The 13,463-nt window shown below is 64.6% G+C and carries 9 protein-coding genes and 2 tRNA genes; 9 read left to right on the forward strand and 2 right to left on the reverse strand.

The annotated features are described in order from the left end of the window. The 9 genes from dnaA to C0J29_RS00050 all read left to right on the forward strand — a co-directional run bounded on the left by dnaA (position 1) and on the right by C0J29_RS00050 (position 11,631). The gene (gene dnaA / locus C0J29_RS00005) at positions 1 to 1,503 is read left to right on the forward strand and encodes a chromosomal replication initiator protein DnaA (RefSeq protein WP_120791134.1); all 1,503 of its coding nucleotides are present in this window, start codon (positions 1 to 3) and stop codon (positions 1,501 to 1,503) included. Positions 1,504 to 2,030: 527 nt separating this feature from the next. Continuing rightward, entirely contained in the window at positions 2,031 to 3,227 is a 1,197-nt protein-coding gene (gene dnaN, locus C0J29_RS00015) for a DNA polymerase III subunit beta (RefSeq protein WP_120791136.1), read from the forward strand. Positions 3,228 to 3,238: 11 nt separating this feature from the next. Beyond that, positions 3,239 to 4,390, forward strand: coding sequence for a DNA replication/repair protein RecF (gene recF, locus C0J29_RS00020; protein ID WP_065165106.1), 1,152 nt, complete (start codon positions 3,239 to 3,241; stop codon positions 4,388 to 4,390). Next, positions 4,387 to 4,926, forward strand: a complete 540-nt coding sequence (locus C0J29_RS00025; protein WP_065047648.1) for a DUF721 family protein — start codon at positions 4,387 to 4,389, stop codon at positions 4,924 to 4,926. The genes recF and C0J29_RS00025 overlap by 4 nt, the downstream gene beginning before the upstream one ends. Positions 4,927 to 5,170: 244 nt before the next feature. After that, a complete protein-coding gene (gene gyrB / locus C0J29_RS00030) occupies positions 5,171 to 7,204 on the forward strand; it encodes a DNA topoisomerase (ATP-hydrolyzing) subunit B (RefSeq protein WP_065047651.1) in 2,034 nt (677 codons plus the stop codon). Positions 7,205 to 7,250: 46 nt separating this feature from the next. After that, entirely contained in the window at positions 7,251 to 10,331 is a 3,081-nt protein-coding gene (gene gyrA, locus C0J29_RS00035) for an intein-containing DNA gyrase subunit A (protein ID WP_120791137.1), read from the forward strand. A gap of 72 nt (positions 10,332 to 10,403) precedes the next feature. Next, entirely contained in the window at positions 10,404 to 11,261 is an 858-nt protein-coding gene (locus C0J29_RS00040; RefSeq protein WP_120791138.1) for a DUF3566 domain-containing protein, read from the forward strand. A 66-nt stretch (positions 11,262 to 11,327) separates the two neighbouring features. Then, positions 11,328 to 11,401: transfer RNA gene (locus tag C0J29_RS00045), tRNA-Ile, on the forward strand. A 157-nt stretch (positions 11,402 to 11,558) separates the two neighbouring features. Continuing rightward, positions 11,559 to 11,631 (forward strand) — tRNA-Ala (locus tag C0J29_RS00050). 17 nt (positions 11,632 to 11,648) lie between these two features. Here C0J29_RS00050 and C0J29_RS00055 read toward each other — a convergent pair. Beyond that, the gene (locus C0J29_RS00055) at positions 11,649 to 12,815 is read right to left on the reverse strand and encodes a site-specific integrase (RefSeq protein ID WP_162951356.1); all 1,167 of its coding nucleotides are present in this window, start codon (positions 12,813 to 12,815) and stop codon (positions 11,649 to 11,651) included. After that, the gene (locus C0J29_RS34285; protein ID WP_120791140.1) at positions 12,802 to 13,329 is read right to left on the reverse strand and encodes a helix-turn-helix domain-containing protein; all 528 of its coding nucleotides are present in this window, start codon (positions 13,327 to 13,329) and stop codon (positions 12,802 to 12,804) included. Before C0J29_RS34285 ends, C0J29_RS00055 begins: the two co-directional genes overlap by 14 nt. Positions 13,330 to 13,463: the final 134 nt, after the last annotated feature.

The raw sequence follows: 13,463 nt of genomic DNA on the forward strand, positions 1-13,463 counted from the left end.
TTGACCGATGACCCCGGTTCCGGATTCGCCCCGGTATGGAACGCGGTCGTCTCCGAGCTCAATGGTGAGGCCGGCAATGGCTCGGCTCTCACCTCTCCGTTGACCGCCCAGCAAAGGGCGTGGCTGAAACTCGTGCAACCCCTCACCATCGTCGAGGGGTTTGCTCTGCTCTCGGTGCCGAGCGTGTTCGTCCAGAACGAGATCGAACGCCACCTGCGCACCCCGATCACCGACGCACTGAGCCGTCGCCTCGGACAACAAATCCAACTCGGCGTGCGCATCGCTCCCCCGCCGAACGACGACGACGGCGCGTTCTCCCCCTCGGACGCCCCTCCCCCCGTCGAGGATCTCGAGCGGGCCGAGGATCCCATCGCCGACGACGACCAAGGCGACACCGTGGTGGGGCCGGGGCAGAACTGGCCGAGCTATTTCGCCGAACGCCCGACGGCCACCGACACCGCGGCCGCATCCGGCACCAGCCTGAACCGGCGCTACACCTTCGACACCTTTGTCATCGGCTCCTCCAACCGGTTCGCCCACGCTGCCACCCTGGCAATCGCCGAGGCACCCGCCCGGGCCTACAACCCACTGTTCATCTGGGGCGAGTCGGGTCTGGGTAAGACACATCTGCTGCACGCGGCCGGCAATTACGCGCAGCGGCTGTTCCCGGGGATGCGGGTCAAATACGTCTCCACCGAGGAATTCACCAACGACTTCATCAACTCGCTGCGCGACGACCGCAAGGTGTCGTTCAAGCGCAGCTACCGCGATGTCGATGTGCTGCTGGTCGATGACATCCAGTTCATCGAGGGCAAGGACGGCATCCAGGAAGAGTTCTTCCATACCTTCAACACGCTGCACAACGCGAACAAGCAGATCGTCATCTCCTCCGATCGCCCGCCCAAGCAACTCGCCACCCTGGAAGACCGGCTCCGTACCCGCTTCGAGTGGGGACTGATCACCGACGTCCAGCCACCCGATCTGGAAACCCGCATCGCCATCCTGCGCAAGAAAGCACAAGTCGAACGGCTGGCGGTGCCCGACGATGTCCTCGAACTCATCGCCAGCAGCATCGAACGCAACATCCGCGAACTCGAGGGTGCGCTGATCCGGGTCACCGCGTTCGCGTCGCTGAACAAGACCGCGATCGACAAGTCACTGGCCGAGATCGTGTTGCGTGACCTGATCGCCGATGCCAGCGGGATGCAGATCAGCGCGGCCACCATCATGGCCGCCACTGCCGAATACTTCGACACCACCGTCGAGGAATTACGGGGCCCGGGCAAGGCCCGTCCACTCGCGCAATCTCGGCAGATCGCGATGTATCTGTGCCGCGAGCTCACCGACCTCTCGCTGCCGAAAATCGGTCAGGCCTTCGGCCGCGACCACACCACGGTGATGTACGCCGAACGCAAGATCCGCAACGAGATGGCCGAGCGCCGCGAGATCTTCGACAACGTCAAGGAACTCACCACTCGGATCCGGCAGCGCTCCAAGCGCTGAAACGCCCCTTCCGGTCGGATTTCCGGCAAAAAACTTCTCTCCCTCGAGTCACACCCGTATCACCGTGGCCGTGTGAGCAGCCCTGTGAACAAACCCCACAAACTGGAGTGCAGCACCCATCCCCCGGTGCACATCAACGATTCGTCCCCAGTCGTGCACCGCGGACCCCACAGCCTCGCCCACGGTCATCCACAACCCCATCTGGCCCGCACGCTGCGCCAAGAGCGAACTGTCCCCAGCTTGCACAGCCCTTAATACTGATATTGAGATCTCTTGGTCATTTCTTCTTTGAAGAACACGCTTGGGGACATCCGTCCTGACGGATGCGCAGAGCAGCCCCGAACCCGCCTTGTCAGCGCGGACGATTAGCTTTCAAGTTGGCCTCAGAAGCTCTACGGTTGTTGTTCGACTGCCGTTTCGGCCGTCATGGCGAATCACCTCGCCAGCGGCGTTCGTCACGGAGGGTCCCCAACGCCGGCGGGGGAGCTGGGCACGGATTTGAACGTCACGTTAGGTGAAGGGACGCAATGGACGCGGCTACAACACGGGCTGTCACCGACTTGAAATTTCGTTTGGTGCGGGAGTCCTTCGCCGAAGCGGTGTCATGGGTAGCCAAGAATCTGCCGTCCCGGCCGACCGTCCCGGTGCTCTCCGGGGTGTTGCTCAACGGCACCGACGACGGCCTGACGATCTCCGGGTTCGACTACGAGGTTTCCTCCGAGGTACAGGTTGCCGCTGAAATTGCTTCGCCGGGAAGCGTTTTGGTGTCCGGAAGGCTGTTGTCGGACATCACCAGGGCGCTACCGAACAAGCCGGTGGATTTCTACGTCGACGGCAACCGCGTGGCACTGACCTGCGGCAGCGCCAGATTTTCGCTGCCGACGATGGCCGTGGAGGACTACCCGACCCTGCCGACGCTGCCCGAAGAGACCGGCACGCTGCCCGCCGAGTTGTTCGCCGAGGCGATCGGACAGGTCGCCATCGCCGCCGGCCGCGACGACACGCTGCCCATGCTGACCGGCATCCGGGTCGAGATCTCCGGCGAGACGGTGGTTTTGGCGGCCACCGACAGGTTCCGCCTGGCGGTGCGCGAGCTCACCTGGTCGGCGCTGTCGCCGGACATCGAGGCGGCGGTGCTTGTACCGGCCAAGACCCTGGCCGAGGCGGCCAAGGCCGGAGCCGACGGCTCGGAGGTTCGGCTGTCGCTGGGCGCCGGCTCCGGGGTGGGCAAGGACGGTCTGCTGGGCATCACCGGCAACGGCAAGCGCAGCACCACCCGACTGCTGGACGCGGAATTCCCGAAATTCCGCCAGCTGTTGCCGGCCGAGCACACCGCGGTGGCGACCATCAACGTCGCCGAACTGACCGAGGCGATCAAGCTTGTGGCACTCGTGGCGGACCGGGGCGCGCAGATCCGCATGGAATTCGCGGACGGAATGTTGCGGCTGTCCGCCGGGGCCGACGATGTCGGTCGTGCCGAGGAAGACCTCGCGGTGGACTACGCCGGCGAGCCGTTGACGATCGCGTTCAACCCGACGTATCTCACCGACGGCCTGGGCTCGCTGCACTCCGAGCGAGTGTCGTTCGGGTTCACCACGCCGGGTAAACCGGCGTTGTTGCGGCCCGCGTCGGCCGATGACCCGGTGCCGAGCGGCAGCGGTCCGTTCGCCGCGGCGCCGACGGACTACGTGTATCTGCTGATGCCGGTGCGGCTGCCGGGCTGATCGGTCGGGGCGTGTACGTCCGGCATTTGGTATTGCGGGATTTCCGGTCGTGGGCCCACGCGGACCTCGATCTGCAGCCGGGTCGCACGGTATTCGTCGGCCGAAACGGCTTCGGAAAGACGAATCTTCTTGAGGCGCTTTGGTATTCAAGCACCCTAGGCTCGCATCGGGTGGGTACTGACGCGCCGCTGATCCGGGCCGGCGCCGACCGCGCGGTGGTCTCGACCATCGTGGTCAATGAGGGCCGGGAATGTGCCGTGGACCTCGAGATCGCCGCCGGCCGGGCGAACAAGGCGCGGTTGAACCGCTCGCCGGTACGCAGTACGCGCGAGGTGGTCGGCGTGCTGCGGGCGGTGCTGTTCGCTCCGGAGGACTTGGCGTTGGTGCGCGGCGATCCTTCGGATCGCCGCCGTTACCTCGACGATTTGGCGACGGTGCGGCGACCGACGATCGCCGGAGTGCGCGCGGACTATGACAAGGTGCTGCGGCAGCGCACCGCATTGCTGAAATCGTTGACCGGCGCCCGATTCCGCGGTGACCAGGGCGCACTGGACACCTTGGAAGTGTGGGACAGCAGGCTGGCCGAGCACGGGGCGGCACTGATGGCCGCCCGCATCGATCTGGTGAACCAGTTGGCACCGGAGGTGGAGAAGGCCTATCAGCTGCTGGCTCCCGAATCACGTTCGGCCGCAATCGGTTACCGGGCCAGCACCGATGCGGTGGCGCCGGTGGCGGATACCGATCAGCAGTCCCTGGAAGCCGCGTTGTTGACTGCACTGGCCGCACGGCGGACCGCTGAACTCGAGCGGGGCGTGTGCCTGGTGGGGCCACACCGCGACGATCTGGAACTGCGTCTCGGCGACCAGCCCGCTAAAGGTTTCGCCAGTCACGGTGAATCGTGGTCGTTCGCGGTTGCTTTGCGGCTGGCCGCCTACGAACTGTTGCGCGCCGACGGCAGCGACCCGGTGTTGTTGCTGGATGACGTCTTCGCGGAGTTGGACACCAAGCGACGGCGGGCACTTGCCGCCGTCGCTGAGTCCGCCGAACAGGTGCTGGTCACCGCGGCGGTGCCCGAAGACATTCCCGACGGGTGGGAAGCCAGGCGGGTGCAGGTGGAACTCAATGACAGCGATCTTGGTGCGGTGTCGGAGGTGAGGGAGTGACCGAGGAAAACCAGGATGAGGTGACTCAGCGTGGCCTCGATTTGGTGCGGCGAACTCTGGAAGAGGCACGCGCGGCGGCCCGCGAACGTGGGCAGGACGCCGGACGCGGCCGCGCGGCCCCACTACCCCGGCGGCGCGGCGCCGGCGGGCGGCGCAGTTGGTCGGGACCGGGTCCCGACGCGCGGGATCCGCAGCCGCTGGGACGGCTGAGCCGCGATTTGGCCAAGCAGCAGGGCTGGACCACTCATGTCGCCGAGGGCACCGTCTTCGGTCATTGGACGTCGGTGGTCGGCGCGCAGATCGCCGAGCACGCCACGCCGTCCGCACTCCACGACGGGGTGCTCAGCGTCACCGCGGAATCCACGGCCTGGGCGACCCAGCTGCGCCTCATGCAGGCCCAGCTGCTCGCCAAGATCGCCGCCGCCGTCGGCAACGGTGTGGTGACCTCGCTGAAAATCACCGGGCCGGCGGCGCCGTCATGGCGGAAGGGACCGCGTCACATCGCCGGCCGGGGTCCGCGAGACACTTATGGCTAGGCTTGTTCCGGCGAGTGAACGGGGTGCAAACCACAGCCGTCTCAGAGCCGCCAGAAATTGACGAACCCTTATCTGGAACGTCGGGACGCGGCCACAGCGAAGAAAATTAGCGCACGGCGCAATCAGATGGGCGGAAACGCGCCCACAAAATCGGTGCTGACGGTGCTTCACGGTAGAGTAGGCCAATGCGACCGCTGCGGTGACTCGACCGCTCGCATGCAACCCCAAGGAGAGCATTCCGACCGTGGCTGCCCCGAAGAAGAAGGCACAAAACGAATACGGCGCTTCAGCCATCACCGTCCTCGAAGGATTGGAGGCTGTCCGCAAACGCCCGGGCATGTATATCGGCTCCACCGGGGAGCGTGGTTTGCACCACCTCATCTGGGAGGTGGTCGACAACTCGGTCGACGAAGCGATGGCCGGTTACGCCAGCAAGGTAGACGTGCGGTTGCTCGACGACGGCAGCGTCGAGGTCGCTGACGACGGTCGTGGGATTCCGGTGGCCATGCACGCCACCGGTGCGCCGACCGTCGACGTGGTCATGACCCAACTGCACGCCGGCGGAAAGTTCGGCGGCGAGAACAGCGGCTACACCGTCAGTGGCGGCTTGCACGGCGTGGGTGTGTCGGTGGTCAACGCGCTGTCCACCCGGCTGGAAGTCGACATCAAACGCGACGGGCACGAGTGGTCGCAGTACTACGAACGTGCCGTGCCCGGCACCCTCAAGCAGGGCGAGGCGACCAGGAAGACCGGAACCACCATCAGGTTCTGGGCAGACTCGGAGATCTTCGAAACCACCCAGTACGACTTCGAGACGGTCGCGCGGCGGCTGCAGGAGATGGCGTTCCTGAACAAGGGCCTGACCATCAACCTCACCGACGAGCGGGTGGAGCAGGACGAGGTCGTCGACGAGGTCGTCAGCGACACCGCCGAAGCGCCGAAGTCCGCCGAAGAGAAGGCAGCCGAATCCAAGGCGCCGCACAAGGTCAAGCAGCGCACCTTCCACTACCCCGGTGGTCTGGTCGACTTCGTCAAACACATCAACCGCACCAAGAGCCCGATCCAGCAGAGCGTCATCGACTTCGAAGGCAAAGGCACTGGCCACGAAGTCGAGATCGCGATGCAGTGGAACGGCGGCTACTCCGAGTCCGTGCACACCTTCGCGAACACAATCAACACCCACGAAGGCGGTACCCACGAGGAAGGGTTCCGCAGTGCGCTGACTTCGGTGGTCAACAAGTACGCCAAAGACAAGAAGCTGCTCAAGGAGAAGGACCCGAACCTGACCGGTGACGACATCCGGGAGGGGTTGGCCGCGGTCATCTCGGTGAAGGTCGCCGAACCGCAGTTCGAGGGCCAGACCAAGACCAAGCTGGGCAACACCGAGGTCAAGTCGTTCGTGCAGAAAGTGTGCAATGAACAGCTCACCCACTGGTTCGAAGCCAACCCTTCCGAAGCCAAAACCGTTGTCAACAAAGCGGTCTCGTCGGCACAGGCACGGATCGCGGCGCGCAAGGCGCGAGAACTGGTGCGCCGCAAGAGTGCCACCGACCTCGGTGGTCTGCCCGGCAAGCTGGCGGACTGCCGCTCGACGGACCCGCGTAAGTCCGAACTGTATGTGGTGGAGGGCGACTCGGCCGGCGGCTCCGCCAAGAGCGGCCGCGACTCGATGTTCCAGGCGATCCTGCCGCTGCGCGGCAAGATCATCAATGTGGAGAAAGCCCGCATCGACCGGGTGCTGAAGAACACCGAAGTCCAGGCCATCATCACCGCGCTGGGCACCGGGATTCACGACGAGTTCGACATCACCAAACTTCGTTATCACAAGATCGTGCTGATGGCCGACGCCGACGTTGACGGACAACACATTTCGACGCTGCTGCTGACGCTGTTGTTCCGGTTCATGCGACCGCTGCTCGAGCACGGCCACGTGTTCCTGGCCCAGCCGCCGTTGTACAAGCTGAAGTGGCAGCGCACCGAACCCGAGTTCGCCTACTCCGACCGGGAACGCGACGGTCTGCTGGAGGCGGGGTTGAAGTCCGGCAAGAAGATCAACAAAGAAGACGGCATCCAGCGCTACAAAGGTCTGGGCGAGATGGACGCCAAGGAGCTGTGGGAAACCACCATGGACCCGTCCGTGCGGGTGCTGCGCCAGGTGACCCTCGACGACGCCGCCGCGGCCGACGAGTTGTTCTCGATCCTGATGGGCGAGGACGTCGAGGCGCGCCGCAGCTTCATCACCCGTAATGCCAAAGACGTTCGCTTCCTAGATGTCTGACGACATTTAGCGCCTGTCCGCGTTTTAACCAGCAGACGAGGAAACTATGACTGACACAACGCTGCCTCCTGGTGACGGACCGGTAGACCGGATCGAACCGGTCGACATTCAGCAGGAGATGCAGCGCAGCTACATCGATTACGCGATGAGCGTGATCGTGGGCCGCGCCCTGCCGGAAGTCCGCGACGGTCTCAAGCCGGTGCACCGCCGCGTGCTGTATGCCATGTACGACAGCGGTTTCCGGCCCGACCGCAGCCACGCGAAGTCGGCCCGCTCGGTCGCCGAGACGATGGGTAACTACCACCCGCACGGTGACGCGTCGATCTACGACACCCTGGTCCGGATGGCGCAGCCCTGGTCGCTGCGTTACCCGCTGGTGGACGGGCAGGGGAACTTCGGTTCGCCGGGGAATGACCCGCCGGCCGCCATGAGGTACTGCGTCACAGGCGATGCCTCGGTGGCATTGCCGGAGGGCCGTTCGGTCCCGATCGCCGATGTGGTGCCGGACGCTAAAGCGAATAGCGACAACGCGATTGATCTAAAGGTGCTCGATAGGCACGGCGCACCTGTCGTCGCAGATCGGCTCTTTCACTCTGGGGAGCACCCTGTCTTCACAGTGCGGACGGTGGAGGGGCATGAGGTAACAGGCACTGCGAACCACCCGCTGCTATGTCTGGTGAACTTCGGCGGTGTGCCAACGCTTCTCTGGAAGCTGATCGAAGAGATTCGACCCGGTGACTGCGCGGTGATGAATGCCGCATATGTCGCTGATACTCAAGCGTCACCGCGGATGGCCGTCGCGGCCGAAGACGTGCCCGGCCTTGAGGATTTCCTCCGCGCATACGAGAACGACGCTGATGCGTCCGCGATCGCGACCGACCTCACCGACGGACGCTTCTACTACGCAAAAGTCGCCTCCGTCACAGAGGCAGGCGTGCAACCCGTGTACAGCTTGCGGGTCGACACCGACGATCACGCGTTTCTGACCAACGGATTCGTCAGCCACAACACCGAGGCCCGGCTCACCCCGCTGGCCATGGAGATGCTGCGCGAAATCGATGAGGAGACAGTCGATTTCATCCCGAACTATGACGGCCGGGTGCAGGAGCCGACGGTTCTGCCCAGCCGGTTCCCCAACCTGCTGGCGAACGGCTCGGGCGGCATTGCCGTCGGTATGGCCACCAACATCCCGCCGCACAACCTGCGCGAGCTGGCCGAAGCGGTGTTCTGGTGCCTGGAGAACTACGACGCCGACGAAGAGGCGACTCTCACCGCCGTCATGGAGCGGGTGAAAGGTCCCGACTTCCCCACCTCCGGTCTGATCGTCGGATCCCAGGGCATCTCGGATGCCTACAAGACCGGCCGCGGTTCCATCCGGATGCGCGGAGTCGTGGAGGTGGAAGAGGATTCGCGCGGCCGCACCTCACTGGTGATCACCGAGTTGCCGTATCAGGTCAACCACGACAACTTCATCACCTCGATCGCCGAGCAGGTCCGCGACGGCCGGCTGGCCGGCATCTCCAACATCGAAGACCAGTCCAGCGACCGCGTCGGGTTGCGCATCGTCGTGGAGATCAAGCGCGACGCCGTGGCCAAGGTGGTGCTAAACAACCTCTACAAGCACACCCAGCTGCAGACCAGCTTCGGCGCGAACATGCTCTCCATCGTCGACGGCGTGCCGCGAACCCTGCGCCTGGACCAGATGATTCGCTACTACGTCGAGCATCAACTCGACGTGATCGTGCGGCGTACCACCTACCGGTTGCGAAAAGCCAACGAGCGGGCCCACATTCTGCGCGGTCTGGTCAAGGCACTCGACGCGCTGGACGAAGTGATTGCGTTGATCCGGGCTTCGGAAACCGTTGATATCGCCCGGCAAGGCCTGATCGAGTTGCTCGACATCGACGAAATCCAGGCCCAGGCCATCCTGGACATGCAGCTGCGGCGCTTGGCCGCCCTGGAGCGTCAGCGCATCGTCGACGACCTGGCCAAGATCGAAGCCGAAATCGCTGACCTGGAAGACATTCTCGCCAAACCGGAACGTCAGCGCGGCATCGTGCGCGACGAACTCGGCGAGATCGTGGAGAAGCACGGCGACGACCGTCGTACCCGGATCATCGCCGCCGACGGGGATGTCAGCGACGAGGATCTGATAGCGCGCGAGGACGTCGTCGTCACGATCACCGAGACCGGCTACGCCAAGCGGACCAAGACCGATCTGTACCGCAGCCAGAAGCGCGGCGGTAAGGGTGTGCAGGGCGCCGGCCTCAAGCAGGACGACATCGTGCGGCACTTCTTCGTCTGCTCGACCCACGACTGGATCCTGTTCTTCACCACCCAGGGCCGGGTGTACCGGGCCAAGGCTTACGAGCTGCCGGAGGCCCTGCGTACCGCGCGCGGCCAGCACGTGGCGAACCTGCTGGCATTCCAGCCCGAGGAGCGCATCGCCCAGGTCATCCAGATCAAGAGTTACGAGGATGCGCCGTACCTGGTGTTGGCCACCCAGAACGGGCTGGTGAAGAAGTCGAAGCTCACCGATTTCGACTCCAACCGGTCCGGCGGCATCGTGGCGGTCAACCTGCGCGACGGCGACGAACTCGTCGGTGCGGTGCTGTGTTCTGCCGAAGAGGACCTGCTGCTGGTGTCGGCAAACGGCCAGTCCATCCGGTTCTCGGCGACCGACGAGGCGTTGCGGCCGATGGGCCGCGCCACCTCCGGCGTGCAGGGCATGCGATTCAACACCGACGACCGGTTGCTGTCGTTGAATGTGGTCCGGGAAGGCACCTACCTGCTCGTCGCCACCGCCGGCGGCTACGCCAAGCGCACCGGAATCGAGGAGTACCCGGTGCAGGGCCGCGGCGGGAAGGGTGTGCTGACCATCATGTACGACCGCCGGCGTGGCCGGCTGGTCGGCGCGTTGATCGTCGACGATGAGAGCGAGCTCTACGCCATCACCTCGGTCGGCGGGGTCATCCGGACCACCGCCAAGCAGGTCCGCAAAGCCGGGCGACAGACCAAGGGCGTCCGGTTGATGAATCTGGGCGAGGGCGACACCTTGTTGGCCATCGCGCGCAACGCCGAGGAGAGCGCGGACGCCGAGGTGGAGGGCGAAGAGGCGGGTAGCTGACCGGGCGGGGGGCCGGCACGCCGCGAACCCGGCATAGACTCAGCTACCTGAGCAGACATGTAAGGAGTCGGGGTGAGTTCACCGAACGAGCCGGGCGGCCCCAGTCAGGGTGACAACCCGAACGGGGACGGGCCGGGCGAACGCGCCGGCGCGCACCGTGCGACGACGGGCCCCGGCCGCCTTCCGGAGGGTGCAGACTCGCCGCCGTGGCAGCGGGGTGCGGCCCGCGCGGGGTCTCAAACGTCTCAAAGCGGGTCTCGGCCCGCCGCCGACCCGCCCACCGACGTCCGGACGCCCACCAGCTCCGAAGCTCGGCTGAACCGTTTCATTTCCGGGACGTCGACACCGACGCCCGGCCCACCGGCGGAGGTCCCAGCCGTGCGCAGTGAAAACCCACCCGCCGAGGCATATGCCAGCGAATTGCCGGATCTCTCCGGTCCGATTCCGCGTGCCACCCAGCGAAAGCCCGAACGACCCGCGGAGACACCGTCGACGTCCACCGCACGCCCGGCCGCCGGTGAGGCGCGGGAAGCGCGGGGCGTGGCCGTGGGCTCCCGACGCGGTCGCGGTCCGGTGCGGGCCAGCATGCAGATCCGGCGCATCGACCCGTGGAGCACCCTCAAGGTGTCGCTGCTCTTGTCGGTGGCGCTTTTCTTCGTGTGGATGATCGCGGTGGCATTCCTCTACCTGGTGCTCGGCGGCATGGGCGTGTGGTCGAAATTGAACAGCAACGTCGGCGATCTGCTGAACAACACCAGCGGCAGCAGCGGCGAACTCGTCTCGAGCGGAACGATTTTCGGCGGGGCTGTGCTGATCGGCCTGGTCAACATCGTGCTGATGACCGCGATGGCCACCATCGCCGCTTTTGTCTACAACCTGACCACCGATCTCATCGGTGGGATCGAAGTGACCCTGGCAGATCGGGACTAGCTGGGGACGTTTTGGGAGTCAGGCGGCCCGTGCGGTAATCTCGTCGCTCGGCCGTACTGGCAGTACGGGCCTATAGCTCAGGCGGTTAGAGCGCTTCGCTGATAACGAAGAGGTCGGAGGTTCGAGTCCTCCTAGGCCCACGATCATGTGCCCGTCAAGACGTCGTGTGAAATTGGCGCTGCCCCTGGCAGCGGCCGCCGCCCTCGGTGCGGCGGCGGTGGTCCGATCCCGCCGCGACGTCGAGGTCTGGCACATGGCGCCCGAAGTAACCCCTGGCGACGTGCCGGACAACCCAGAGGGGCCTTAGCTCAGTTGGTAGAGCACCGCCTTTGCAAGGCGGGTGTCAGGGGTTCGATTCCCCTAGGCTCCACAGATCAAAAGCGCTGCTCAGGCGCTATCCGGTAGGTCCTGTGGCAGGCCTGATATTGGGTCCGTGACCACATTTTGACCACAATCACGAGTCAATAGAGCGTTGATGGCCACTCCAACGGCCTCGACATCCGATCCGTATAGGTGGCCGTAGCGGTCCAGGGTCAGCCCCGCGGACTCGTGGCCCAGCATGTTCTGCAGGGCTTTGATGTTCGCGCCGGCCTGGATCGCTAGGGATGCCGCAGTGTGCCGGAGCTCGTGCAGCTTGAACTCGTAGACCACGGCCTGCTTCCCGGCCGCGTCCGTTACCGCCCGGGGGAACAGCTGGGCCGCCGTGACCGCACTCGACCACCACCGCCGACGCACATTGCTCCCCCGCATGTATCCGCCCGCGGTGTCGGGGAAAGCAAGCGAGTCCGGCGCCCCCGGCACCAGCAGCTCGGCGACGAACGCAGGCACGCTCACGGTGCGGGCCTTGCCGTTCTTCGGCGACCCTACGACGAACGTCCCGTCGACCAGGGTCACCGATCGCGACACCCTGATCCGGCGCTTGTCTACGTCGATGTCTCGCCAGCGCAGCTCGGCGACTTCCCCGAATCGCAGACCACACGTGCCAAGCACGTACACCAACGGTCGGTGAGCGCCCGCACCGTCGGCTAGCGCGTGCAACTGTTCGAGCGTGAGGAAACGCTGCTCGGCCGCACGTACAGACGGCAGTTCGACCCCGTCGACCGGATTCATCGCCAAGCGGTTGTCCTCAACGGCCATCGCGAGCACCTGGCGGACGACACCGACCGTCTTGTGGACCGATGCCGGCGCAAGATCCACGCTCAGATCCGCAACCCACTCACGAACGAACCGCCGACTGATGTCGCCCAGGGCAACATCGGCGTATCTAGAAACCGCGGAATCGAGCACCCCCTGGTAGCGGGAACGGGTCGACTCTGACAGTTTGTGCTTGGAGTCCAGCCACGACTGGGCGTACTCCCCCAGCTTGATCCGGCCGGCGGCCGGTGCGACGTACACACCGCGGCGCTTGTCGACCTCGAGTTGGTCGGCCCAGGCTTGTGCATCCCGCTTGGTCTCAAAACCACGCTTCGTGGACTGACGACGATCTGGGGTTCGGTAGCGGACCCGATAACGCATTGCGCCGGAGGATGTCTCGTACTTCTCAATCGTCGCCACGTTTTTGCCTCTGCCGTTCCAGCTGCTGCTTCTGCTCCTCGAACGCGGCGGCGGCGGCCTCGTTGAGAGGCCCAACCTTCCAGGCAGGCCATGCCTCGTTGAGAAATTGCATGAATTCATCACGGCCCCGGAGTGAAAGGTTGGCTGTGAGCCACTCCCAGACCTGTTCGGCCTCCAGTGCGTTCTTGATTCCGGTGATGCGAACCCGTTCCGTTGCTTCGACGGCGTGGGGCATAAGCAGACTCACGGGCGAAACATCCAGTGCGAGAGCGATTGCCACGAGATCGTCCACATCTACTCGCCGCTGGCCACTCTCGATCCGGTGGATCCCCAACGGTGGGATCGGACGATGAAGGTTATCGAGCCTCGAAGACAGTTCGGGACCAGAAATGCCCTTGCGATCTCTTATGTCTCGAATGTTCCTGCGAACTGTGTCGCCGGTTGCGCCGAGTGGTCTGCCCGCTGACTTCGATGACTTGCCCGGCGCTTCGTCTAGGCCCATGCGGCTCACCATACGACATCAGAACTGATAACACACCACACCATGCTTGACAATACGGCCAATGTTATGCAATCTGATGAACAGTCATATCAATACTGATAATGACACCTATCGGAAAGGATAGACATGGCAGAACTGCTCCTACC

Source organism: Mycobacterium paragordonae, from assembly GCF_003614435.1.
Classification (GTDB): Bacteria; Actinomycetota; Actinomycetes; order Mycobacteriales; family Mycobacteriaceae; genus Mycobacterium; species Mycobacterium paragordonae.

What these genes read in the sequence shown, in the direction of transcription:
- dnaN (WP_120791136.1), top strand. Translation starts at nt 2,031, where the DNA reads ATGGACGCGGCTACAACACGGGCTGTCACCGACTTGAAATTTCGTTTG.
- gyrA (WP_120791137.1), top strand. Translation starts at nt 7,251, where the DNA reads ATGACTGACACAACGCTGCCTCCTGGTGACGGACCGGTAGACCGGATC.
- C0J29_RS34285 (WP_120791140.1), bottom strand. Translation starts at nt 13,329, where the DNA reads ATGGTGAGCCGCATGGGCCTAGACGAAGCGCCGGGCAAGTCATCGAAG.